The following is a 25002-nucleotide window of genomic DNA, read 5'->3' on the forward strand; positions in this document are numbered from 1 at the left end:
CAAGGATCAGTATCCGATATGTCGTGGCTGACAGAATTCGTCCGTCCCAAGATTCAGAAACTTGTTCGCCGCACCGAAGTGCCCGAAAATCTCTGGCATAAGTGCCCGTCTTGCGAACAGATGATCTTCCACCGTGACCTGGCAAAGAACAAACATGTTTGCCAGCATTGCGGCCATCACATGCGCATTTCCGCCAAGGAACGTCTGGAACTCCTGTTCGATGATGGTAAATACCAGACCATCGAACTGCCGAACGTTCCGGTCGATCCGCTGAAATTCCGCGATCAGAAAAAGTACACCGACCGACTGAAAGCAGCACAGGCCAAAGCAACCTATAAGGATGCACTGGCTGTTGCCCACGGGGAAGTCGGTGGCCATGCAACCGTCATTGCGGTATTCGATTTTTCCTTCATGGGCGGATCGATGGGTACTGCCGTTGGCGAAGGCATTGTTGCGGCTGCCGAACTGGCAACCGTTCAGGATGCGGCCCTCATCATCGTTCCGGCATCGGGCGGTGCACGCATGCAGGAAGGCATTCTCAGCCTGATGCAGATGGCGCGCACCACGGCGGCGATCGAAAAGGTCAAGGAAAAGGGCCTGCCCTATTTCGTCCTTCTGACCGATCCGACCACCGGTGGTGTTTCTGCATCCTTCGCCATGCTGGGTGACATCCAGATTGCCGAGCCAGGCGCACAGATCGGTTTTGCCGGTCGTCGCGTGATCGAAAACACCATTCGTGAAAAGCTTCCCGATGATTTCCAGACAGCAGAATATCTTCTGGATCACGGGATGGTCGATATGGTCGTGCCGCGCGGTGAGTTGAATGAAACCATCGGTCGCCTGATCGATATGATCCGCCGCACCAAGCCGGGTGCCGCGATCGTTCCGATCAAGGATGCAAAAAAGAAACCCGCGAAAAAGGCCGAGACCGAAGGTGACAACGCCAAGAAGTGACGCCATTCTTGCGCGTCTGGGCCAGCTTCATCCAAAAGTGATCGACCTTTCATTGGGTCGGATTACCCGCTTGCTCAACAAGCTGGGTAATCCGCACCTCAATCTGCCGCCAGTCATTCATCTGGCCGGAACCAATGGCAAGGGATCAACGCTGGCTTACCTGCGTGCCATCTATGAGGCCGCAGGCCTTCGTGTTCACACTTCGACCTCCCCGCACCTTGTTCGCTTTCACGAACGCATACGTCTGGCCGGTGAACTGATCAGCGAAGACATGCTGTGTGACCTTCTTGAAGAAGTCGAAGCGGTCAATGGCGGTGAACAGATAACCTTCTTTGAAATCACCCAGACAGCAGCTTTTCTGGCCTATTCCCGAATTCCGGCAGACGTTGTTCTGCTTGAAACCGGTCTTGGCGGTCGGGTTGATGCCTCCAACGTGATTGATAAACCGGCTTTGACCGTCATTACGCCGATCTCGCTTGATCATCAGGGGTTCCTTGGCGATACGATTGACAAAATCGCCTTTGAAAAAGCCGGAATCATGAAGCCAGGCGTCCCATGTGTTCTGGCCCCACAAAGCCTTGAGGCATTTGATACGCTTGCCCGCCATGCCGGTGATATCGGCAGCCCTCTGATCACGAATTTCGGCATCACCGCCGAACGCGAGAACGGCTTCACACTTCGTATCGCCGAAGAAGAATTTGATCTGCCCTTGCCCGCGTTGCCCGGTCGCCATCAATTCATCAATGCCGCAACCGCCATTACCGCCGCACGCTACGCCGATATCCCGAATATCGCAGGCCCGAATATGGCAACGATTTCCCGCGGCATTACCCAAGCCAGTTGGCCCGCCCGCCTTCAGAGGCTGACCAAAGGCCCGCTGTGCGATGCCATGCCTGACAAATGCGACCTGGTTCTGGATGGTGGCCACAACATCGCCGCCGCAGAAGTCATTGCAGACTGGCTGTCACGTCAATCACAAGGTGACACGGTTGTGATTATGGGAATGCTCGACAACAGGGATCCCATCGCATTTCTAAGACCGCTGGCCCCGCATATCGCATCATTTGCCGGGATTCCGATCCCGGGTGATCATGAAGTCCACCGTGCGGAAACATTGCGTGATGCTGCCGTTAAGGCCGGAATTGCCAATGCTTATGCCTGTGACACGTTGAATGATGCGCTGGCAGTTCTGAAAAACAGCATCAATCAACCCAAAAGGGTCTTGATTTTAGGTTCGCTCTATCTGGCGGGTGTTGTTTTGGAAAATCACACCTAAACTAACACATCCGGCAATCAGATTTCCGGCAAACGCACTTTGCTGTGTACCGCGGATGAATTTCCGCCGCCCATACCACTACCACTTGATGACCCGTCATCATCTTTACGCAGGCGAAGACTGCCAGCTTTGTGCACCTTGCGCCGGTCGCCGGTTACACCGGGCGGCAACCCATCCAAAGCAGTCTCTTGCGAAACCTGATTTCTGACTTGTCCGATCCGATCATAACGTTCGGCTTCACGCCGAACATTACGACCAGCGACCCATGTATAACCCAGCACATAAAGCAGAAATCCACCAACCCCGATGGTCAGGGTCAGGAACTGCAAAACTGGCAGGAAGCTTCCGAATAGCTGTCCGCCGCCGTAAATCATGAAAATGCAAACCGCCGCTACGGGTGCCAACGCAAGAAAGAATATCCCGCGCACCTTGTGACGGATCGGCCCGTAATGCATCAACATCGCATAAAACAGATACATCAGCGCGATGAACACGACGAGCTTGATCAGCAGCACAAAATGGTCGGCCGCAGGAAGGCGCTGATTGCGATCATAAACGCCAAAAACCACGAACAGACCGTGCAGGAAAAACCCGAAAATCCCAAACGTAATCAGAAAGCGTAGCCACGAGGACACGCTAAAGAATCTGCGCCATCCCGATCCGTTGGATCGCGCAACCCGTTCAGCTTTCCTGATTTTTTTGTGCCGATTTGCCAGCTTCATGTCGTCATGAAGCTGGCGCGTCGGTTCTGCGGTTTCAATGCCGATGCCTTGCGGCTTGAAAACCGGTTTATCTTCCATCGCCGGCAATGACCGGTTCTCCCGTTTCCCAGAGCGAAGTTGCACCGCCATCGACCATATCAATCCCTTTGCATCCTGATAAGCCCAAAGCGACATACTGCCGCAAATGGCAAGAATCAGATCATGATCAAAAATTTCATTTTGATTTCGATATGATATCAAAATGCCTGTCATCAACTGACAAGCTCCTGTCAGGAGTAAAGCCGATAACAGGTGACATATTCCCGCTTTCGACGATGCCCCACTCGACTTAGCCGACCGGATCGGGCATTCTGCGGACCATCAAATCACATGAATGAATGAGCATTAGACGCATGACAGATTCTGCGCCATCCACCGGCAAAGCCCCGCGCCGCGTCGTTCTGGTTGACGGTTCCGGTTTTATCTTCCGGGCCTTTCACGCCTTACCACAAATGACAAGCCCCGACGGTACGCCGGTGAATGCGGTGTATGGTTTCTGCACCATGCTGATGAAATTGCGCGAAGATACCAAGCCCGATCATATGGCGGTGATCTTCGACACCAAGGGGAAGTCGTTCAGAAACGATTTCTATCCCGAATACAAGGCGCACCGTCCGCCGCCGCCGGAAGAACTGGTTCCACAGTTCGGGCTTATCCGTGATGCGACGCGTGCCTTCAACCTGCCTTCGATCGAGCTTGAAGGCTACGAAGCCGACGACCTGATCGCGACCTATGCCCGGCAGGCTGAGGCCGAAGGTTCTGATGTTATTATAGTATCTTCTGACAAGGACTTGATGCAGCTTGTGACGGACCGGGTGCAAATGTTTGATGCGATGAAGAATCGTACTATTGGCGCACCGGAAGTCTTGGAAAAATTCGGCGTTACACCCGACAAGGTTATTGATATCCAGGCGCTTGCTGGCGATTCCGTTGATAACGTTCCCGGCGTACCCGGCATTGGCATTAAAACCGCGGCCCAACTGATTGACGAATATGGCGATTTGGATGGCCTGCTGGAACGTGCAGGCGAAATCAAGCAACCCAAGCGCCGCGAAAAACTGATCGAGAATGCCGAACTGGCGCGCATTTCACGCGATCTTGTGACCCTCAAAACCGATGTTCCGGTTGTCGAAAAGCTGGATGGTTTTGAACTGCGCGAACCTGATCCGGATGCTCTTTTAAGCTTTGTTTCAACACATGGCTTTAAATCTCTGATATCAAAAATAAAGGCAAAGTTCGGCGGCTCTGTTGACGCAGATGGCATTGTCGAACCGGGAACCGGTGTCAATGATATCAGTGTCAAAAAGGCGGAATATGAACTGGTGCAGGATGAAGATCGCCTAAAGCACTGGATTTCAATGGCTGAATATGCCGGTACGGTTGCTGTCGATACAGAAACCACATCACTGAATGCCCATCAGGCCAAACTGGTTGGCATTTCGCTTTCGACCGAACCGGGCAATGGCTGCTATATCCCTGTTGGGCACGGACAGGGTCATGGTGAAAGTGGCGAAGCACAGGGTGGGTTTGATTTTGATGCCCCCGCCGAAGCACCGGCAAAAGTCGAGGTGCCAAAGCAAATCCCGCTGAATCGCGCGATTGCCTTGCTCAAACCCCTTCTGGAAGACCCGGGTGTTCTCAAGGTCGGCCAGAACCTGAAATACGATATGATCGTATTGTCCCGCCACGGTATCAATGTCGCACCGATAGACGACACCATGGTGCTGTCCTATGTTCTGGACGGCACGAGCCACGGCCATGGTATGGATGAACTGGCCGAACTGCATCTGAATTACAAACCGATCAAGTTTTCCGATGTTTGCGGATCGGGCAAAACCCAGATCACCTTTGATCAGGTGCCGCTCGACAAGGCGCTTGATTACGCCGCCGAAGACGCCGATATCACGCTGCGCCTGCACCGACTTCTGAAGCCACGGATTGCGCAGGAACACATGGCCAGCGTCTATGAAACGCTGGATCGGCCGCTTGTCCCGGTTCTGGCCAAAATGGAAAGCCTTGGCATCCGTATTGATGCCGACAAACTCAAAACCCTGTCGAATGATTTTGCCAAGCGGATGGCTGCCCTTGAAGAAACCATCCATGAAATGGCCGGTGAACCGTTCAATCTCGGCAGCCCAAAACAGCTTGGCGAAATTCTGTTTGAAAAGATGAGCCTGCCGGGCGGGAAAAAAACCAAAACCGGTGCATGGCAGACTGGCGCGGATGTTCTTGAAGCATTGGCGGCTCAGGGACATGACCTGCCGACCAAAATCCTTGAATGGCGGCAGCTTTCAAAGCTCAAAAGCACCTATACCGATGCTCTTGCCAATCACATTAATCCTGAAACCGGCCGCGTTCACACAAGCTATGGCCAGACCAATGTGAATACCGGTCGCCTTTCGTCAAACGATCCCAACCTGCAAAACATCCCGATCCGAAGCGAGGAAGGCCGTAAAATCCGTACGGCCTTTATCTCGGAACCCGGTTGCAAACTGATTTCTGCCGACTATTCGCAGATCGAGTTGCGCCTTCTGGCGCATGTCGCCGAAATCGACGCCCTGCGGGATGCCTTTAAAAATGGCGAAGATATCCACGCCGCAACAGCATCCAAGGTGTTTGGCGTTCCGATTGAAGGCATGGATCCGATGGTCCGCCGCAAAGCCAAGGCCATTAATTTCGGCATCATTTACGGGATTTCGGCCTTTGGCCTCGCCAACCAGCTTGGTATCCCGCAAAAAGAAGCCAAAGCCTTTATCGAAGCCTATTTCGAAATTTATCCCGGCATTCGCGATTATATGGAACAGGCAAAAGACTTCGCCAAAAAGCATGGCTTTGTCAGAACTCTGTTTGGCCGTCATATTCATATCAACGGCATTAATGATAAAAACGGGATGCGGCGAAGCTTCGGCGAACGTGCGGCCATCAACGCCCCTATTCAGGGCGGTGCCGCTGACATCATCAAACGCGCCATGATTGCCGTTCCCGGTGCCCTTCTTGATGCGGGGCTTAAAACCCGCATGCTGCTTCAGGTTCATGATGAATTGATTTTCGAGGCCCCCGAAGATGAAACCGAAAAGGCCGTTAAGGTGATCCGCGAGGTTATGGAAAATGCCGCACACCTGTCCGTACCGCTTATCGCAGATGCCGGTATCGGGGATAGCTGGGCGGATGCACACTGATCAGATCAATATCCAAATCCTTCATCATGACCAAAGCCCCGGCAGTACTGCCGGGGTCTTTGCGTAAAATGCCTCGATTGGCGATGGTTTATAGGCCCAGAACGTCACGCATTGAATAAAGACCGGGCTTCTTGCCCTCGGCCCATTTCGCGGCACGTACCGCCCCCTTGGCGAAAACTTCGCGTGATGATGCTTTATGAGTAATTTCGATCCGCTCACCCTCGCAGGCAAAAACAACGGTATGGTCGCCCACAACATCGCCACCACGCAACGTTGCAAAGCCGATGGTGCCGTTTTCGCGTGCGCCGGTATGCCCGTCGCGTGAGCGTACCGAAACCGCATCCAGATCGACCCCACGGCCCTTTGCCGCCGCTTCGCCAAGGCCAAGTGCCGTGCCGGAAGGTGCATCAACCTTGTGCTTGTGGTGCATTTCAACGATTTCAATATCAGCCGTATCCTTGTCAAGGATCGCCGCAACCTTCTCGACCAGCGCAAAGGCAAGGTTCACGCCGACACTCATGTTCGGTGCGAAAATGATGGTTGCTGTTTTGGCCGCGACCTTAAGCTCTGCTTTCTGATCATTCGAAAGCCCGGTCGTGCCAATCACAAGGATTTTACCGGTTTCGGCTGCCAGCTTGGCATGGTTCATGGTTGCCGCCGGTGCGGTGAAGTCAATTACCGCATCAACAGCTTCAAACAAGGCCTTGGGATCGTCACCTACCAGAACACCGCTTTCTTCCAGACCGGCAATCAGGGTAACGTCCTTGCCGACAAACGGGCTGTCTGGCAGATCGGTACCACCACCAACCTCGCAGCCTTTGGTTTTGGCCGTTTCATTGACCAGCATGCGCCCCATTCGGCCGGCACATCCGACAATTCCGATCTTCATTTCCGCCTCTCCTAGCAACAAAGCGTGCAAATCATGCCTTTGCTTTAGCACAGGCCTCTGACCGCACAAAACAAAACCCCCGACACGTCCGCCGGGGGTTTGAATTTCAGACTGAAATGCTGTGTTTGAACCTAGTCGGTCAGGTCTTTCCAGATTTCCTTCATCTTGGAAAAGAAACCTTCGCTTTCCGGGTTACTGCCCTCTTCGCGTGAAATCTCGTCAAACTCTTTTAAAAGTTCTTTCTGCCGCTCGGTCAGTCTGACCGGGGTTTCGACGCTGATTTCAACGAACATGTCACCACGCGCCTGCGACCGCAGGATGGTCATGCCCTTGCCGCGCAGACGAAGCTGCTGTCCCGATTGCGTACCTTCCGGGATATTGATCCGGGTGCGCGTCCCCTCGATTGTTGGCACCTCGATGGTGCCGCCAAGGGCTGCCTTGCTCATCGGGATCGGAATCCGGCAGTACAGGTTCGCCCCATCGCGCTGGAAGAAGCGATGGTTCTGGATATCCAGGAAGATATACAGATCACCTGCCGGTGCACCATTGGCACCAGCTTCACCTTCGCCCGCCAGACGAATACGCGTACCATCCTCAACCCCGGCCGGAATCGTCACCGACAGGGTCTTTTCCTGTTCAACGCGACCAACACCATGACAGGATTTGCAAGGATTCTTGATGATCTTGCCTTTGCCATGACAGCTCGGGCAGGTACGCTCGATCGTAAAGAAACCCTGCTGCGCGCGGACCTTGCCGTGACCATTACAGGTCGGACAGGTTACCGGCTGCGAACCGGCCTCCGCACCGCTGCCATGGCATTCTTCACAGGCAACCGACCCCGGAATGGTGATCTCGGCCTTTTTGCCTTCAAACGCTTCTTCAAGCGAAATCGCCATATTGTAGCGAAGGTCGGCCCCGCGCGACGATCCACCACCACGACGACCACCGCCCATGGCACCGAAAATCTCGTCGAAAACGTCGGCAAACCCGCCGCCGCCGAAACCACCGCCAAAGCCGCCACCGAAACCACCGGCACCGCCCGGCCCACCTTGCTCAAACGCAGCGTGACCAAAACGGTCATAGGCAGCACGCTTTTCCTGATCTTTCAGGACTTCGTAGGCTTCGTTAACTTGCTTGAATTTTACTTCGGCTTCGGTATCGCCCGGATTTTTATCCGGATGATACTTCATCGCCTGTTTACGATAGGCGCTTTTGAGCGCGGCAGCATCGGCGTCTTTGCCAACACCCAACAGCTCGTAATAATCTTCTTTCGCCATCTGTAACTCCGAAACACGGTCGGGCCGTTCCCGCAATTCTCTGCGTCCGGAACGGCCCGATTTTTATTTACAGGGCGTCGTTCAAGACGACCTCTGCGGTCGCCTTACTTGTCTTTTTTGCTGTCATCGACTTCTTCGAAGTCGGCATCAACAACACCGTCATCGGCCTGTGCGGATGCGCCAGCAGATTCACCTTCGCCACCTTCTTCGGCCTGCTGTGCCTGATACATGGCTTCGCCAAGTTTCATTGCAGCCTGCTGAAGTTCGTTGACCTTCGTGGTGATTGCTTCCGGATCTTCGCCATCCTTGGCTTCTTTAAGCGCAGAAAGAGCGTCTTCGATCATCGATTTCGCACCGGCATCAACCTTGTCACCGTGTTCGGCAAGGTTTTTCTCAGTCGAATGAATGACGGCTTCCGCCTGGTTACGGGCTTCGACAAGCGCTTTGCGCTTTTTGTCGGATTCCGCATTGGCTTCGGCATCCTTGACCATTTTTTCGATCTCGTCATCGCCAAGACCACCAGATGCCTGAATACGGATCTGCTGTTCCTTGTTGGTCGCCTTGTCTTTGGCAGACACGTTGACGATACCGTTGGCATCAATGTCAAAGGTCACTTCGATCTGCGGAACCCCACGCGGTGCCGGCGGGATACCGACCAGATCAAACTGGCCAAGCATCTTGTTGTCGGCAGCCATTTCACGTTCGCCCTGGAAGACGCGGATGGTCACGGCCGTCTGGTTGTCTTCAGCGGTCGAGAAGGTCTGCGACTTACGGGTCGGGATCGTGGTGTTACGGTCGATCAGACGGGTGAACACGCCGCCAAGGGTTTCAATACCCAGCGACAGCGGGGTCACGTCAAGCAGAAGAACGTCTTTGACGTCGCCCTGCAGAACGCCACCCTGAATTGCCGCACCAAGTGCAACAACTTCGTCCGGGTTTACACCTTTGTGCGGCTCACGACCGAAGAACTCTTTAACGCGTTCCTGAACCTTCGGCATACGGGTCATGCCGCCAACCAGAATAACATCGTCGATTTCGCCTGCAGTAATGCCAGCATCTTTAAGCGCGGCCTTACAAGGGGTCATGGTGCGTTCGATCAGATCACCCACCAGCCCTTCAAGCTTCGCACGCGACAGCTTGATGTTGAGGTGTTTCGGACCAGATGCATCAGCCGTGATGAACGGCAGGTTGACGTCGGTCTGCATCGACGAGGAAAGCTCGATCTTGGCTTTCTCTGCGGCTTCTTTCAGACGCTGCAGGGCCAGACGATCTTTGCGCAGGTCGATCTGCTGTTCTTTTTTGAACTCATCAGCAAGATAGTCAATAATCTGTTTGTCAAAGTCTTCACCACCAAGGAAAGTATCGCCGTTGGTTGACTTAACTTCAAAGACACCGTCGCCGATTTCCAGAACCGAGACGTCAAAGGTACCGCCACCAAGGTCATAAACGACCACGGTGCCACCATCTTTCTTGTCCAGACCATAAGCCAGTGCTGCTGCAGTCGGCTCGTTGATGATACGCTTTACTTCGAGACCGGCAATTTTACCGGCGTCCTTGGTTGCCTGACGCTGGCTGTCGTTGAAATATGCCGGAACGGTAATTACGGCTTCGGTTACCGGTTCACCCAGATGGGCTTCTGCGGTTTCCTTCATTTTCTGAAGCACCATGGCTGCGATCTGGCTCGGTGCCATTTTCTCGCCATTGACTTCAACCCATGCATCACCATTGTCACCCGCGACAATTTTGTACGGGACAAGGTCTTTGTCTTTTTCGACTTCCGGGTCACCATAACGACGACCGATCAGACGTTTAATCGCAAACAGGGTGTTTTCCGGGTTGGTCACTGCCTGGCGTTTAGCAGGCTGACCGACAAGGCGCTCACCGTCATTGGTGAATGCGACCATCGACGGAGTGGTACGGGCACCTTCGCTGTTCTCGATCACGCGGCCTTCTTTGCCGTCCATGACTGCGACGCAGGAGTTGGTGGTGCCAAGGTCGATACCGATAATCTTGCCCATAGTAAGTTCCTCTTTTAGCGGCCGGTCCGTCCCGCAGCCTTCACGATCTAAGCGCTGCGCAGGACCTCCTGGGACCAATGGTTGTAATAGTCTCAAAATTCGTGGGGTAATTACCCCGCGCACCTATATATGAAAGTCATCAAAAACTCGCAAGCGGTGAAAACGGGGAATCTCGGGTGAATTTTACTCTGAAACGTGTATTTCGGTGTCCTGAACCGGTTCCAACACCGTTTCCCCGAACGGAATTACATCTTTTCCAGCTGTTTGCGCGGACAAGGTTAATGAAATTCGCTGGAAGCATATCGGGGTTGCCGACACAGCAAAACCTCTCAAAGAATCTCGAGAACCCGCTTCAAACCTCGACTTTAACTAATCACACTGCCCGGGGATCGGAACTGCATCGAGCCTGACGCAGCAGGCGATCAAGCTTCCCGGCAAGATCGGTTTTTTCTTCCGCACCCAAAAATCCCCCAATCTCGAAACGCTTTCCATGTGATCGCAAATAAAGTTCGCATCGGTCATCATCACCCCGTTCAAGCACCACCTGAAGCCAATAGGGTTGAAAATCAAATTCCTGTCGCGTCCCGCGCGCCGAAATTCTGGTGACCCGCAAATTGCCGTGACGCAATTCAATCCGCTCCTCCGCCCGTGCTGCACGGAAACTGAAATAAAAGGCAAGCGACAATAGTATCACGTCAACACCAAGAAAACCGATCACCGGCCACGCCCCGACCAACCAGAAAATAAGACCGATAGTCGATGTGACACACGCCATCGCAATAACGATATTGCGCGCCGCCCGCCTGCCAAGCGAACGCGGCGGATGCAGATTAACCCGAAATATCGGCATTTCTGTTCTTGGTACGGCTGGCATGGCTATCAACCGGTTTGCGGCATTTCCAATGTTTCAATTCTGGAACGCTTCCAGATTCGTCGCAATCAAAATTCGACCTTTGCAAAGCAGCCGTTTATATATGCTGATAGCAGGAGATCAGATCAGGAATGCGGAAAGTCAACCATCCCTTGTCCCGGAAATGACCGCAAAAATACGGCATCAACACAGAGACGAAAATCCATGTCCCGCCCGATGAGCAAAACCGCCATAGAAGAATTTTTTCAGCGTCTTTCGGATGCCGATCCGGAACCAAAGGGGGAGCTGGATTACACCAATCCCTATACGCTTCTGGTCGCTGTTGCACTATCAGCGCAGGCAACCGATGTTGGTGTCAACAAGGCCACCAAAAAGCTGTTCCAGATCGTCGAAACCCCGCAGGACATGCTTGACCTTGGCGAAGAAGCCCTGATCGAACACATCAAAACCATTGGGCTCTATCGCGGCAAAGCCAAGAATGTCATGGCTGCTGCACGCATTCTTGTTGAAAAACATGGCGGGATCGTCCCCAACGATCAGGATGCGCTTGAAGAATTGCCCGGCGTTGGTCGCAAAACAGCCAATGTTGTCCGCAACATTGCGTGGGGCGAACACACGATGGCTGTTGATACCCATATTTTCCGGCTCGGTAACCGGACGGGGATGGCAAACGGCAAAAACGTGCTCGCTGTTGAAAAGGGTCTTTTGAAAAAGGTCCCGTCACGCTTCATGAACCATGCCCATCACTGGCTGATCCTGCATGGTCGTTATATTTGCAAGGCACGCAAACCACGCTGTGGTGACTGCATCGTCAATGACCTGTGCAATTACAAAGACAAAACACCCGCCGAAGCATAATCGGCGGGTGTTTGAGAGCGTTACAGCAGTCTCCAAATCCGAACAGATCAGAAAACCTGATCGAATGCAGCAGGTGCCGGTGCGACAACCTTTACGCCATCAGGCTGGATTTGCATAACTGCATAGCCACGTTCAGAACGTCCCTGAGCCGTCAGACGGAAAATACCGTCCACCCCGACAAACCCGTTCGGGTTCGTAACAGCTTCGTTGGTCATCTGACCGGAATCGCGCGACAGCACAGCGGCAAGGGCCGCACTGTCATAGGCAAGGCTTGAAATACGCGGGGGTTGTTCACCAAAGGTCCGCTGGAAGCGATCCGAGAACAGTTTCCAGTTTTCGGGATCCGGTGCAGCAAAAATGCCGCCCTTAAGTGCCGGCTCGGAAAACAGGCCCGGATCATTCCAGCCGAATGTCCCGATAAACTGAACCTGCGCACCATCGACATCAAAATAGGCCAACAGTGCAGAAACCTGACGAAGCTCGCCACCGGTTGCCGGCAGGATCAACGCGTCAAAATCAAGTTCACCAAGTGTATCGACACCTTCCAAACGCTTCAAAGCACGTTGGGATGCTGCCGAACCATCGGCCTGCAATTCGCGTTTACGTGCCCGCAAGTTTGCCCGTCTGGCATCATAATTGGCAAAATCACGAATTGTCTGTTCCAGATTTTCCGACCCCGGTGCATAGAACGCGACCCGGCCAAGGCTGCCACCGACACGTGAAACAACACCCTGCAATGCGCCTGCGATCTGGCGCCCATAGTCGTTTTGCGGCAGCAGGGCTGCAAATCGGTATTTACCCTGTGTTGTTGCATAGCCAGCAGCACGCGCAATCTGGTCTTCGGGGACAAAGCCGTTAACCCAGACACCGCTTTCGGCAACCCGCTGATTGTTCGAAAATGCGATTACCGGAACACCGGCGGCCTTGGCGATTTCACTGGCACCGCTAACCGATTCGGCAAAAAGCGGGCCAAGAATCATCTTTGCCCCGGCATTGATCGCCTGATGGGCTGCGGCCTGCCCACCCTGATAAGTTCCTGCCGTGTCAATCGGCATCAGGACGAAATCGTCACCGGCAACATCAAACATTGCAAGTTCGGCCGCATGGCGCATCGCCCGGCCAAGCTCCTCGTTTGGCCCGGAAAGCGGCAGCAGAAGTGCAACGCGCTTTTCATTTAATGCCGCTTCATCGTTATAAAGCGTCAGAATCTCCTGACCCTCTCCCTCCGGCAGGGCGGCATCGCCCGGCCAAGGGTTGGCATCCGTAATAAGCCCCTGATCGGGGGCTCTGGTCGGATCGTTTGCAGGGTTATTTGCCGTTTCCACAGGCGCCCCATCCCGTTGCATGCCCAACAGGTCCGTGATACTCGTGGTCGCGTTACATGCCGCAAGCCCCAGCGAAAGGACCACCACAGATGCCGTCCGGCGCGCGACCCGGCACCATGCCGAATTCCCGTCCTGATTCTGCAACGGATGACGTTTCGGAAAACCCACTCTCACCTCCCGATAGCTCGTTTCGCACGCAGGGTAATGCGCGCGACGGATCAAGTAAACCAGATGAACGACACTTGCCACTTTCATCAGGTCTTTATCTTGTCGCTACTCCAATCGGTAATTTGGGCGATATTACGTTTCGTGCGCTCGATATCCTCAAACGTGCCGATATTATCCTGTGTGAGGACACCAGAACATCGGGCAAGTTGTTGTCGCGATATGGCGTAAAAACCAAACGGATCGCCTATCACGAACATAACGCCGCCAAAATGCGCCCCGAAATCATGGAACGCCTTGGCAAGGGACAGGGGCTTGCGCTAATTTCGGATGCCGGAACGCCCCTGATCAACGATCCCGGCTACAAGCTAGTCCGTGATTGCAAGGCAGAAGGCTTCAATGTCACTGCTGCCCCCGGCGCCTCGTCACCGATTGTGGCTCTTATTTTATCGGGACTTCCCAGTGACCACTTCTTTTATGCTGGCTTCCTACCCCCCAAGACATCGGCACGCAAAAAGGAACTGGCACGATTTTCAAGCATTCCCGGAAGCCTGATCTTTCTTGAGAGTCCCAAACGACTGGCAAGCAGTCTTGCCGATATGGCTGAAATGCTGGGCGAAGCGCGCGAAGCAGCCGTCACCCGCGAACTGACAAAAATGTTTGAGGAAGTTCGAACCGGAACACTTGGCAATCTGGCGGCTCATTACGCCACCGAAGGCACGCCCAAGGGCGAAATCATTGTTGTTGTCGGGCCGCAGAATGAACAGGACGCCGAACCCGACGCCGATGACATTGATGCGCGCCTGACCGGACTTCTGAAAACCCTGCGTACCAAAGAAGCAGCCGATCAGTTGGCCAAGGAAACCGGCCTTAAAAAGCGTGATCTTTATAATCGGGCGCTTGAACTTTCCAAACCATCCGGGGGATAGCCATGAAATCCGCCCGGACAACACGCGACACAGGCCGATCTGATCGTCGCAAGGCCGAGCAGGCCGGTAGACGTGCTGAATGGTTATGCGCAATGTGGCTTCGGCTATGCGGTTATCGTATTCTCCAAACCCGGTATCGCTGCCCGGTCGGCGAAATCGATATCATCGTCAAAAAAGGCAATCTGATCGCCGCAATCGAAGTCAAAAATCGCGCTAACCTCGACGATGCACTGCATGCTTTGCGCCCCAAACAGCAACAACGCATTGCCCGCGCTCTTTCAAACTTCGCCTCAAACATAGGGCATCATGGCGATTTGCGGTTTGACATCATAGCCGTACGGAACGGCTGGCGTATCAGGCATTTGAAAAACGCCTGGATGCTGTGATCAGATTAATCACGGATGCATCTTTGCGCCCTTGATGATTTTGTCAGTCACCCGTTTTTCCGCGCGCAAAGCAATTCCGACCGCTTTGGCATCCTCTGGCGAGAACTGCCCGAAAGCATCGCGATTGGCTTCGTCATGACCGGTTGAAAACATTTCCTCGACATAAAGCGATGTGGTTACCCCACGCTCAAGGGCACGGCGGTGAATCTTTGCCATTGTCGCGGCATCAGCCGACAGAACGATCACCGGTTGGCGGGACAAGGGGTTATAGATATTATTGTCACGGTCTTTATAGGGTTCCCCGATGATTTCGGGAAACTGGGCGACAATACCGCTCATTAAAAATGCCGTCACATTCAGCGATTGCCAATTTTCGAGATCATTGCGAAGAACAATGGCGACTTTGGTATCAAACATTTGCACATCCGTTGATTTTCAGGTTCGGGAGGTTGTCGGAAAAACCGTAATGCTGGATTCTGTAAACCAAACCCCATCAGACGGTCTTGAACGTTTGTGCAAACCGCGCGAGCACTTCATTTCTGCGGCCCCGCTGCCGGGGATCGAGCGAATGGAAGCCCTTTTCTTTGGTAATATGTTTGCCCCCCATCGCCACGATACCTATGCGCTGGGCATCACCATGCAGGGCGTTCAGACCTTCAACTATCGCGGCTCTTCCTGTGCCAGTCAGCCCGGTAATGTGATCATCCTTCACCCCGACGAGGTCCATGACGGAGGTGCAGGAACCGAGGACGGTTTGCGCTATCGCATGCTTTATCTCGAACCATCACTGCTACGGCAGGGCCTTGGCACGGATACGGCTTCCCTGCCCTTTGTTTCTGATCCCGTCATTGCCGACTCGCAGCTGGCAGCAACCCTTGCCTCAATGCTCGCCCATCTTGATGAAGATGTTGATCCCCTTCTGATAGATCAATTTATCTCTGACATCGCCACCGGCCTTGCGCAGCACGCCAAAAACTCAATGAAACCGATTGGCTTTCTGGCGTTGGAACACATGGAACGGGCCAAACAATATCTTGAAGACAACTTTGATCGCCCGGTACAGTCCGCCGAGCTTGAAGAGGTCACGGGGCTTGATAGATATCGTCTTATCCGTCAATTCCGTGCCTGTTTTGGGACAACACCATATCGTTATCTGATGATGCGTCGCCTGCAAAAAGCCCGCATCCTTATCAGCCTTCGCCAGCCGCTGGTCGATATTGCGGGTGATACCGGATTTGCTGATCAAAGCCATCTTAATCGGCATTTCAAACGTGCATTTGGTATCACACCCGGCCGTTGGGCCGAACTCACATGCGAAAAAAGTCATTAATCGGTCAAACCGCGCTTCGAGTTTAAAACTCCTTAACCGGCTGCGCTCATATTGGCAGTTGAGACGACGGGGGAACGCGGGGCGAGAAACCGATAGATGACATTGCTGTCACGCACATTGCGACGGTCAAAGGGCCGTATTGTTAAAGTCAGGAATTATATTGCGCAGGCAGGACCCGTTCTGGTGATCCTTGCTTTTATGCCACTTGCGGGGTGCACGTCTCTTGCAGTGGGTGCAGGTGCAACTGCCGGTGTGGCCGCCCTACAGGAACGCGGATTTGGCGGCGCGGTCAGCGATACCGCAATCACGGCCGAGATCTGGCAGAAGTTCCTGACCGAAGACGAAAACCTGTTTCGCCGGATCGAAATCGAAGTAGTTGAGGGGGAAGTTCTGCTTGCCGGAACGGTTGAAAATACCGACAGCGAACTTAAAGCGGTCGAACTGGCCTGGCAGGTCAATGGCGTAAACCGTGTCATCAACGAAATCAATGTCGGTCAAGGCAGCAGTTTAATGGACAGCGCCAGTGATCTTTTGATCACGACCCGCATCAAAACCGCACTGATGTTTGACACAGACGTCTATGCGATTAACTACAGTGTCGAAACCATCAATGGTACCGTCCATATCATGGGCATCGCGCAAAGCGAACATGAGCGCAACCTTGTCATCTCTCATGCACGCGCTACCAGTTATGTCAGACGCGTCGTCAGTCATGTAAGACTTAAGGACGACCCACAACGCCAGAGGACCTGAGCATTATTATTGATCGGGAAAAGGACATCACAGCAAAAGATCGCCAATGGCTTACCGATTACGGTAACGGCCAATATCCCGATGCAACTGCGGCCGAGGCCGCTTTGCATTTTGCACGGTTAAACGACCCCAACCGGGATATTGCACCTTATATCGATTTGCTTGAAGCCATTTCTGGTGATGTCCGCAACCGGATTGGCTCCCTATCTGCGCAATCAAGAGATGAAGATGGCCGTGCCGTCGTCGACCTAATCGTGCAGGCCATGCAGGATGTTATCCCCGGTCACTATCAGTTTCAGGGCGATGCGGAAAATTATGACGATATCGCCAATGCAGATTTGATGTCGGTCATTGATCGAAAGCGCGGTCTTCCTGTGGCGCTCGCATTGCTTTACGTACATGTCGCAAAACGTTGCCAGATAGAGATCACGGGCATCGATTTTCCTGGTCACTTTCTGCTGCGTCTGCAATCCGGGGGGGCGCGAAGAATGATCGATCCCTTCCATGGCGGCATCACATTGGGTTCTGCCGAGTTACGCGAGTTGTTGAAGGCGTTTCAGGGGCTAGATGCAGAACTGCAACCCGCTCACTATCGTGAAGCATCTGATATTGCGATATTGTTACGACTTCAAAACAATATAAAGGTTAGGGCCATTCGGCGGGGCGAGCTGGCCCTCGCCGCGCGTGTGATTGACAACAGTTTGCTGATTGCACCTGACCATGACGGGCTTTGGCATCAGCTCGGCGCGCTTTACGCCCGCCTGCACGAAGATGCAAAAGCACTCCATGCCTTCACCCGGTTCGTTGAACTGTGTAAGAACCCGATGCATCGGGCCCGCATAAGTGCTGTTGTCGAAGAACTGCGTGATCGCCTCGGTCATCAATCTTCTGACCGCAAGAATGACACGCGCGACGTGCCAAATTCAGATACGCCAGTGCAGCTATATCCGATCCGGTCGCAAAACACGGATCACAAAAATCCCTCGGACAATCCTGATTCCGGTCAACCCTGAACTCCTCAGTAGTGTCAAGGCACGGGGAAGCCACTTCAGACTTAACCGCTATTTTCCCAGTACAAGATTGATTGTATATTCCTATATTATATTTTTTAGGAATTTTATGTATATCTAGATGAAGACATACCAGTCTGTTTGAATTTTAACACGCCTCTTATCTTCGCTAATTTCATAATTAAGATAAATAAAACGATCTTATAGTGAGATTTATGAGTAGCAACAGAGCGCTAAAGACATCACATCGGCAAACAATAGGTAAAGAGCCCTCATCATGCCTTGGAGGAGTCAAAAAGCGCGGTTTTCTGCGCATCGTGGAATCGGCGACCAGGGTGTGACGAATCAATTTCCGACAATGGCAAAAAATTTCGGTCAACAAAGATTGAATTGATTTCGGAAAGCCGCGTGAAAAACTACGGATGCAGTTTTTCACGTCCTTAACGCAGGGTTAAAAGACCGGACGCGAAACGGTCGCGATGCTTGCACCGCGATTTTCATTCTCTATACTCCCGCTCCAGATCATCCGACCCATAAAGGCGATGGCAGCCAAGCACTATGACTTGCCGAACCTTGACTGTCGGGAAATACCGAAAAAAGCTTAGGAAATTCAAGTCAATGAGTGACACCAAATTCGACGTCGTCGGAATCGGCAATGCCATTGTCGACGTTCTTTCTCACTGCAAGGAAGAAGACCTTGGCCGTTTGAACCTTGTAAAGAACGCCATGACTCTGATCGACGCCGAAACCGCCGACAGTCTTTACGCCCAAATGGGCCCTGGCCTTGAAATGTCCGGTGGATCCGCTGGCAATACCATGGCGGGGATTGCGGCCCTTGGTGCCAAAGGTGCTTATATTGGCAAGGTGCGTAACGATCAACTGGGTGAGGTTTTCCGCCACGATATCCGTGCCATCGGCGTTTCCTTTAATTCGACCCCGGCAACAAGCGGCTCCCCAACGGCGCGCTGCCTGATTTTCGTGACACCGGATGGTCATCGTACCATGAATACCTTCCTTGGTGCCTGCACGGAGCTTGGCCCGGATGATATCGATGCCGAACTGATCGCATCGGCCAAGGTCACCTACATGGAAGGATATCTTTGGGATCGGCCCGAAGCGAAGGAAGCTTTCATCAAGGCCGCACAGGTCGCGCACGATGCCGGACGACAGGTTTCGATCAGCCTGTCTGATTCCTTCTGTGTCGACCGTCATCGTGAATCGTTCCGCGATCTGGTCCATAATCATATCGACGTACTGTTTGCCAACGAAGACGAGATCAAATCGCTTTACGAGGTCGACACCTTCGAAGAAGCCCTGGCGGAAGTCCGTAAACACTGCAAAGTCGCAGCCCTGACCCGCAGTGAAAAAGGTTCGGTCATTGTATCGGATGACGAAGTCATACAGGTTGATGCCGAACCGGTTGCCCGCGTGATTGACACCACCGGCGCAGGTGATCTTTTCGCATCGGGCTTCCTTTATGGCTACACACGTGGCGATAGTCTTGCGACATGTGGTCGCCTTGGCTCGATTTGTGCTGCCGAAGTGATTTCGCATATGGGCGCACGCCCCGATGCAGACCTTAAGGAACTGGTTGCGAAGACTCTTTGACCCTTCGCCATGGTTTCACGATAAAATTCACGGGACGGCAACATTTGGTTGCCGTCCCGTTTCTTTTGTAGCAATTGCCGGTATTCTGCCGTTTTGCAATGCACACAAAGATTGACTTTCTCCAGTTAATAGCGCAAGAACCCGGCATTGCATAAAAATCAACCCCGCATGGCATGCACAAGGCTGGTCATTCGCCTCGACATTGGCTATGACAGGGCGGCTTCCGAGCCAAACTGCAATTTGTCTTTTGGGCCAGTAAACATTCAGCATGTGCAGTGCTGCGCTAATGCGCGGGTTTGAACTTGCCGACCGGGCAACACCGGTCCTGCGGCAGCTGAATATCTACTGGCCTTGAAACTTTTACTGACCGATGCGCAAGGGATGTATCCCGGCGCGCGGCATTTTTATTCTGGAGTCCGCGCCAATGAACTTGCGCAATATCGCCATTATCGCACACGTCGACCATGGCAAAACCACTCTCGTCGACGCGATGTTCCGTCAATCCGGTGTTTATCGTGACAACCAGCGTGTTGATGAACGCGCCATGGACAGTAACGATCTGGAACGCGAACGCGGCATCACCATCATGGCAAAGCCGACCGCAATTCAGTGGGGCGATACGCGTATCAATATCGTCGATACCCCGGGCCACGCCGATTTCGGTGGTGAAGTCGAACGTATCCTGTCGATGGTTGACGGTGTTGTTCTGCTGGTTGACTCGGCCGAAGGCCCGATGCCACAGACCAAATTCGTTCTGGGTAAAGCCCTGAAACTCGGCCTGAAGCCGATCGTGATCATCAACAAGATCGACCGCCCGGACCAACGCGCAGAAGAAGTTCTCGACGAGATATTTGATCTGTTCGTGTCGCTCGAAGCCAATGACGAACAGCTTGATTTCCCGGTTCTGTATGCCTCCGGTCGTGATGGCTGGGCTGCCGAGGCACCGGAAGGCCCGAAAGAAAACCTGACACCGCTGATGAACCTGGTTCTGAACTATGTACCGGCACCGAAGGCAGAAGTTGACGCGCCGTTCGCAATGATTGCGACCATGCTGCATGCTGACAACTTCCTTGGCCGTATCCTGACTGGCCGTGTCGCACAGGGCCGCGCAAAACTTAACATGCCGGTCAAGGTTCTGCGTGGTGATGGCACTGTCGAAACCGGTCGTCTTTCAAAATTGATGGGTTTCCGTGGTCTTGATCGTGTCCCGCAGGAAGAAGCTGTTGCTGGCGACATCATCGCGATTGCCGGTCTGACCGACGCAACCGTTGCCGACACCATCTGCGCACCGGAAGTCACCAGTGCAATTTCAAGCCAGCCGATTGATCCGCCGACCCTTGCCATGACTTTCTCGGTCAACAACTCTCCGCTTGCTGGGCAGGAAGGCGACAAGGTTACATCGCGCATGATCCGTGCCCGTCTGGAACGCGAAGTCGAAGGCAACATTGCCATTCAGCTGTCGGAAACCGCGGATAAGGACGCCTTTGAAGTCGCAGGTCGTGGTGAACTTCAGCTTGGCGTTCTGATCGAAACCATGCGTCGCGAAGGTTACGAACTGTCGATCTCGCGTCCGCGCGTTCTGATCAAGGAAATCGACGGCGTCCTGTCCGAGCCGTTTGAAGAAGTCCAGGTCGACGTGGACGAAGAATTTGCCGGTGCCGTCGTTGAAAAGATGAGCCTGCGCAAGGCCGAAATGACCGACATGCGCTCAAGCGGTGGCGGCAAGACCCGTATCATGTTCCTGGCACCGTCGCGTGGCCTGATCGGTTATCATGGCGAATTCCTGACCGATACCCGCGGTACCGGCGTGATGAACCGTGTGTTCCATTCCTATGGTCCGGTCAAAGGTTCGATTGCAGGTCGTCGTAATGGTGTTCTGATTTCGAACGATCAGGGCGATGCGGTTGCCTATGCCCTTTGGGGGCTGGAAGATCGCGGTTCGATGTTCATCAATCCGGGCGAACGTGTCTATGAAGGCATGATCATCGGCGAACACAACCGCAACAACGACCTTGAAGTTAACATTCTCAAGGGTAAAAAACTGACCAACGTCCGCGCATCGGGCAAGGATGATGCCATCACCCTGACCCCGCCGCGTCGTATGTCGCTTGAAGAAGCGCTGGCTTATATCCAGAACGACGAACTGGTCGAAGTTACCCCGCAAAGCATCCGTATTCGCAAGCTGCACCTCGACCCGAACGTGCGCAAACGCGAAAGCCGCAAATCGGAATCCGAAACCGTTTAAACCGGTTTGGATCGTGATTTAGAAGGGTCGCCTGCTTGGGCGGCCCTTATACATTGAGAGGCACGAACATTTGCTATGATGTTCGTGCCTTTTTCATCAGGGGTCTCGTCCCGAAGTCGACATTGTCTGCGCCTATAGCTGACAATGTCGACTTCGGGACGAGACATACAATCGCCTACACCGTTTCGGCATTCCTTAACGTGTTTCCCCTAATTTCGCACAAGGCCGCATTCAGACGGGGAATATCCATGCACGACACAGCCTTGCGCAGTTGGGGTGATTCATTTCGGGCGTTCATTCATCCACGCGTGATTACCATGCTGTTCATGGGACTGTCGGCCGGGATTCCCATCCTGCTGATTTTCTCAACCCTGTCGATCTGGCTACGCGAAGCCGGCGTGGAACGTTCTACCGTCACCTATTTCAGCTGGGCCGCCCTTGGTTATTCTTTCAAATTTGTCTGGGCCCCCCTTATTGACCGGCTGCCGTTCCCGATTTTGCATGGTGCTCTTGGACGTCGGCGAAGCTGGCTGATTATTGCCCAATGTGCCATTATCGGCGCCATCCTTTGGATGGGCTTTACCGATCCGACCGAAAACCTGACTACTATGGCCTTTGCTGCTGTTGCGCTTGGCTTTGCATCGGCAACACAGGACATCGTGATTGACGCCTATCGCATCGAGGCAGCAGATACCGACCTGCAAGCCATGATGAGCTCGGCCTATATCGGTGGGTATCGTATCGGAATGATTGTCGCCGGTGCCGGAGCATTGACCATTGCCGGACTATTTGAGGCCGAAGGCAGTTATGAGCCGATTGCTTGGACAATTGCCTATGGCTGCATGGCTCTGGCCATGGGGATCGGCGTTATCACCACGCTGATCATTCGCGAACCCACCGTAAATCGGACTGACAGCAAGTATTTTCATAAAACATCCGATTACGGTCGTTTCCTTCTGATGTTTGCGCTGACTGTGATCGCCTTCATCATTGCCAACATCTATGCCAGCGACCTGACCGAGCCATTAAAAACGGCTTTAGTCGAAAACGGAATGATCGACGGACTGGCTGGTTTCATCGCCGGGTTTCTCAAACTAGCCATCTCTGTCGCAGCCGCAATCCTTTTCGCATGGCTGACCACACGTATCGGCGTAACCCCAACCGGCATGGTTCAGGAAACCTATGTCGCACCGGTTAAGGATTTCATCGACCGCTATGGCAAGGCTGCGATAGTTGTGCTGGCACTCATTGGCGTCTATCGGATTGCCGATATCGTCATGGGGGTCATGGCCAATGTTTTCTATACCGATCTGGGCTTTTCCAAGGAAGAAATAGCAGCTGTTTCCAAAACATTTGGCCTGTTCATGACCATCGCAGGCAGCTTCCTTGGCGGTCTTCTTTCGGTTCGCTACGGGGTCGTGCGTATCCTGTTTCTTGGCGCACTTCTCTCGGCAATTACCAACATCCTGTTTGCAATTATGGCTCATCTGGGCCCGAACACGATCATGTTTGCCGGTGTGATTATGGCCGACAACCTGTCAGGTGGTCTTGCAACAACCGCCTTCATCGCCTACCTGTCGGGCCTGACCAATATTTCCTTTACTGCCATGCAATATGCGATCTTTAGCTCAATCATGACCCTGTTCCCCAAAATCCTTGCCGGATTTTCGGGCAGTGTCGTCGATGCGCTCGGTTACAGCTGGTTCTTTATCGGCACAGCCCTGATTGGCATACCCGTGCTGTATCTCGTTGTCCTGGCCGGTAGGCTGATGACACAGAATACCGCAGAAAAAGCCGCGCACGCAGCAGCGATAACCGAAGACGGCTAACCAACAGTTATTCATCAAGGCAAAATAAAACCGGGCACCACATAATGGCACCCGGTTTCAGATCTTCTGATGTCACGACGCTCAGGCGGCCTGTTCAGCCTCATCCTGTGTCAGCAGTGCATAGATTGCATCCGCAGAACCCGCACCGCGCAACTTGTCGCACATGCCCTGATTACGCAGAAGGCGGGAAATACGCGCCAGTGCTTTCAGGTGATCTGCACCAGCTTCTTCCGGGGCAATCAGCATGCAAAACAAATCGACAGGATGTTCGTCAACGGCATCGAACTCAATCGGGTTCTGAGCACGCGCAAAGATCATGTGCAACCGGTCAAGATCCGCCAGCTTGCCGTGCGGAATCGCGACACCACCACCTACGCCGGTGCTGCCAAGTTTTTCACGGTCAAGCAAAACGGAAAAAATCTCGCCCGCTTCACGCCCGGTGACGTCAGCTGCCTTTTCGGCAAGTTCCTCAAGGACAGCCTTTTTCGCACCGGACCGCAGGGCCGGTATTACCCCCGAAGGGGAAAGAATCGATGATATGTCCATTTTTCGCGTTGCGTTGTTTGGCTCGGAAGAATCTGTATCCGTCACGCTGCACCAGCCTCCTTATCGGATGGGTCAAGCCACCCGATATTGCCGTCAGCACGACGATATACAACATTCAATCCGCCATGTTTGCCATTCCGGAACATAAGTGCCGGAATGTCCCCCAAGTCGAGCCGCATAACAGCTTCTCCAACAGAGAGCGTATCAATGCGATCCGGTGTTTCAGCGACGATCACAGGCTCGAAGCCGTTGACATGTTCGTCATCAGAATGATCGTCGTCTTCCTGTGCGATCACATAATGTGTCGCATCAATTCTTGCCTGCTCATACTGATCACGGTTGGTATGATGGTCACGCAGACGCCGCTTGTAGCGTCGCAACTGTTTAGCGACACGATCACAGGCGGAATCGAAGGCAGGATACACTTCATTCGCTGATGCCTTCGCCTGAACCAACATGCCCTTGCCGACATGGACCGATATCTGCGTGATGTAGAGATGCGCCTCTTTGGTGATGGTCACCGTTGCTTCGATCGCGTGATCGAAATATTTCTCTACCGCAGGGTCCAACGTCTCGACGACGTGTTGACGGAGTGCGTTACCAACGTCGAGTTGTTTACCAATAACCGTAATTTGCATGGATCGCCTATCCCCAGTTGAGTGACTTCCCAGTACATATGGACATTCAGTGCCCCTCAATCAGGAGGCCGCACCATATTCCCTCGTTAATGCCAAGTCAACATTTGGGTATTATTGCTGAATATACAATACCTTAAGGTATATTTTGCAGTGTT

21 protein-coding genes are annotated in these 25002 nt (G+C 53.3%); 12 read left to right on the forward strand and 9 right to left on the reverse strand.

All coding sequences use genetic code 11. The features are described 5' to 3' along the window. Positions 1 to 18: 18 nt before the first annotated feature. Together accD and BC440_RS12480 are read left to right on the forward strand one after the other, a co-directional pair. Positions 19 to 954, forward strand: a complete 936-nt coding sequence (gene accD / locus BC440_RS12475; RefSeq protein ID WP_007088593.1) for an acetyl-CoA carboxylase, carboxyltransferase subunit beta — start codon at positions 19 to 21, stop codon at positions 952 to 954. Next, positions 935 to 2230, forward strand: a complete 1296-nt coding sequence (locus tag BC440_RS12480) for a folylpolyglutamate synthase/dihydrofolate synthase family protein (RefSeq protein WP_063092323.1) — start codon at positions 935 to 937, stop codon at positions 2228 to 2230. Before accD ends, BC440_RS12480 begins: the two co-directional genes overlap by 20 nt. Positions 2231 to 2247: 17 nt before the next feature. On the opposite strand, the gene BC440_RS12485 is transcribed toward BC440_RS12480, so the two are convergent. Continuing rightward, complete coding sequence (locus tag BC440_RS12485; RefSeq protein ID WP_223304916.1) at positions 2248 to 3030, reverse strand: hypothetical protein; 783 nt, start codon at positions 3028 to 3030, stop codon at positions 2248 to 2250. A 314-nt stretch (positions 3031 to 3344) separates the two neighbouring features. Between BC440_RS12485 and polA the strand changes: the two genes are divergently transcribed. After that, on the forward strand, positions 3345 to 6170 hold the full coding sequence (gene polA, locus BC440_RS12490; protein WP_063092321.1) for a DNA polymerase I: 2826 nt from the start codon (positions 3345 to 3347) through the stop codon (positions 6168 to 6170). 88 nt (positions 6171 to 6258) lie between these two features. On the opposite strand, the gene dapB is transcribed toward polA, so the two are convergent. From dapB to BC440_RS12510, 4 genes are all read right to left on the reverse strand, one after another. Continuing rightward, the gene (gene dapB, locus BC440_RS12495) at positions 6259 to 7059 is read right to left on the reverse strand and encodes a 4-hydroxy-tetrahydrodipicolinate reductase (RefSeq protein ID WP_063092320.1); all 801 of its coding nucleotides are present in this window, start codon (positions 7057 to 7059) and stop codon (positions 6259 to 6261) included. Between the two features lie 131 nt (positions 7060 to 7190). Next, positions 7191 to 8336 carry a molecular chaperone DnaJ gene (gene dnaJ, locus BC440_RS12500; RefSeq protein ID WP_007088588.1) on the reverse strand — a complete coding sequence of 382 codons (1146 nt, stop codon included), beginning with the start codon at positions 8334 to 8336 and terminating at the stop codon, positions 7191 to 7193. A 104-nt stretch (positions 8337 to 8440) separates the two neighbouring features. Continuing rightward, a complete protein-coding gene (gene dnaK / locus BC440_RS12505; RefSeq protein ID WP_037988934.1) occupies positions 8441 to 10354 on the reverse strand; it encodes a molecular chaperone DnaK in 1914 nt (637 codons plus the stop codon). A 373-nt stretch (positions 10355 to 10727) separates the two neighbouring features. Beyond that, on the reverse strand, positions 10728 to 11204 hold the full coding sequence (locus BC440_RS12510; protein WP_223304918.1) for a DUF2244 domain-containing protein: 477 nt from the start codon (positions 11202 to 11204) through the stop codon (positions 10728 to 10730). A gap of 237 nt (positions 11205 to 11441) precedes the next feature. On the opposite strand from BC440_RS12510, the gene nth reads away from it, so the two are divergent. Beyond that, positions 11442 to 12083 (forward strand): endonuclease III, encoded by a 642-nt coding sequence (gene nth, locus BC440_RS12515; RefSeq protein WP_007088585.1) that lies wholly within the window; start codon positions 11442 to 11444, stop codon positions 12081 to 12083. A 47-nt stretch (positions 12084 to 12130) separates the two neighbouring features. Here nth and BC440_RS12520 read toward each other — a convergent pair whose 3' ends face one another. Continuing rightward, complete coding sequence (locus BC440_RS12520; protein ID WP_063092319.1) at positions 12131 to 13576, reverse strand: penicillin-binding protein activator; 1446 nt, start codon at positions 13574 to 13576, stop codon at positions 12131 to 12133. A 74-nt stretch (positions 13577 to 13650) separates the two neighbouring features. Here BC440_RS12520 and rsmI point away from each other — a divergent pair, with 74 nt between their 5' ends. Both rsmI and BC440_RS12530 read left to right on the forward strand, forming a co-directional pair. Next, positions 13651 to 14502 (forward strand): 16S rRNA (cytidine(1402)-2'-O)-methyltransferase, encoded by an 852-nt coding sequence (gene rsmI, locus BC440_RS12525; protein ID WP_063092318.1) that lies wholly within the window; start codon positions 13651 to 13653, stop codon positions 14500 to 14502. Between the two features lie 2 nt (positions 14503 to 14504). After that, positions 14505 to 14888, forward strand: coding sequence for a YraN family protein (locus BC440_RS12530; protein WP_007088582.1), 384 nt, complete (start codon positions 14505 to 14507; stop codon positions 14886 to 14888). Positions 14889 to 14897: 9 nt separating this feature from the next. Here BC440_RS12530 and BC440_RS12535 read toward each other — a convergent pair whose 3' ends face one another. Next, positions 14898 to 15305: a DUF2000 family protein gene (locus BC440_RS12535; RefSeq protein ID WP_007088581.1), complete on the reverse strand. Its 408-nt coding sequence runs from the start codon at positions 15303 to 15305 to the stop codon at positions 14898 to 14900. A gap of 49 nt (positions 15306 to 15354) precedes the next feature. Between BC440_RS12535 and BC440_RS12540 the strand changes: the two genes are divergently transcribed. From BC440_RS12540 to BC440_RS12565, 6 genes are all read left to right on the forward strand, one after another. After that, positions 15355 to 16218, forward strand: a complete 864-nt coding sequence (locus BC440_RS12540; protein ID WP_007088580.1) for an AraC family transcriptional regulator — start codon at positions 15355 to 15357, stop codon at positions 16216 to 16218. Between the two features lie 96 nt (positions 16219 to 16314). After that, a complete protein-coding gene (locus tag BC440_RS12545) occupies positions 16315 to 16971 on the forward strand; it encodes a BON domain-containing protein (protein WP_007088579.1) in 657 nt (218 codons plus the stop codon). Between the two features lie 104 nt (positions 16972 to 17075). Beyond that, on the forward strand, positions 17076 to 17984 hold the full coding sequence (locus BC440_RS12550) for a transglutaminase-like domain-containing protein (protein WP_063092317.1): 909 nt from the start codon (positions 17076 to 17078) through the stop codon (positions 17982 to 17984). A 615-nt stretch (positions 17985 to 18599) separates the two neighbouring features. Continuing rightward, a complete protein-coding gene (locus BC440_RS12555) occupies positions 18600 to 19589 on the forward strand; it encodes an adenosine kinase (protein ID WP_007088577.1) in 990 nt (329 codons plus the stop codon). 424 nt (positions 19590 to 20013) lie between these two features. Then, positions 20014 to 21834: a translational GTPase TypA gene (typA, locus tag BC440_RS12560; RefSeq protein WP_007088576.1), complete on the forward strand. Its 1821-nt coding sequence runs from the start codon at positions 20014 to 20016 to the stop codon at positions 21832 to 21834. A gap of 248 nt (positions 21835 to 22082) precedes the next feature. Further along, the gene (locus BC440_RS12565) at positions 22083 to 23663 is read left to right on the forward strand and encodes an MFS transporter (protein WP_063092316.1); all 1581 of its coding nucleotides are present in this window, start codon (positions 22083 to 22085) and stop codon (positions 23661 to 23663) included. Between the two features lie 81 nt (positions 23664 to 23744). Here BC440_RS12565 and ptsN read toward each other — a convergent pair whose 3' ends face one another. Then, positions 23745 to 24209 carry a PTS IIA-like nitrogen regulatory protein PtsN gene (gene ptsN / locus BC440_RS12570; protein WP_007088574.1) on the reverse strand — a complete coding sequence of 155 codons (465 nt, stop codon included), beginning with the start codon at positions 24207 to 24209 and terminating at the stop codon, positions 23745 to 23747. 41 nt (positions 24210 to 24250) lie between these two features. After that, positions 24251 to 24847: a ribosome-associated translation inhibitor RaiA gene (raiA, locus tag BC440_RS12575; RefSeq protein WP_037988948.1), complete on the reverse strand. Its 597-nt coding sequence runs from the start codon at positions 24845 to 24847 to the stop codon at positions 24251 to 24253. Positions 24848 to 25002: the final 155 nt, after the last annotated feature.

Source organism: Thalassospira sp. MIT1004, assembly GCF_001858545.1.
In the GTDB taxonomy this organism is placed as follows: domain Bacteria; phylum Pseudomonadota; class Alphaproteobacteria; order Rhodospirillales; family Thalassospiraceae; genus Thalassospira; species Thalassospira xiamenensis.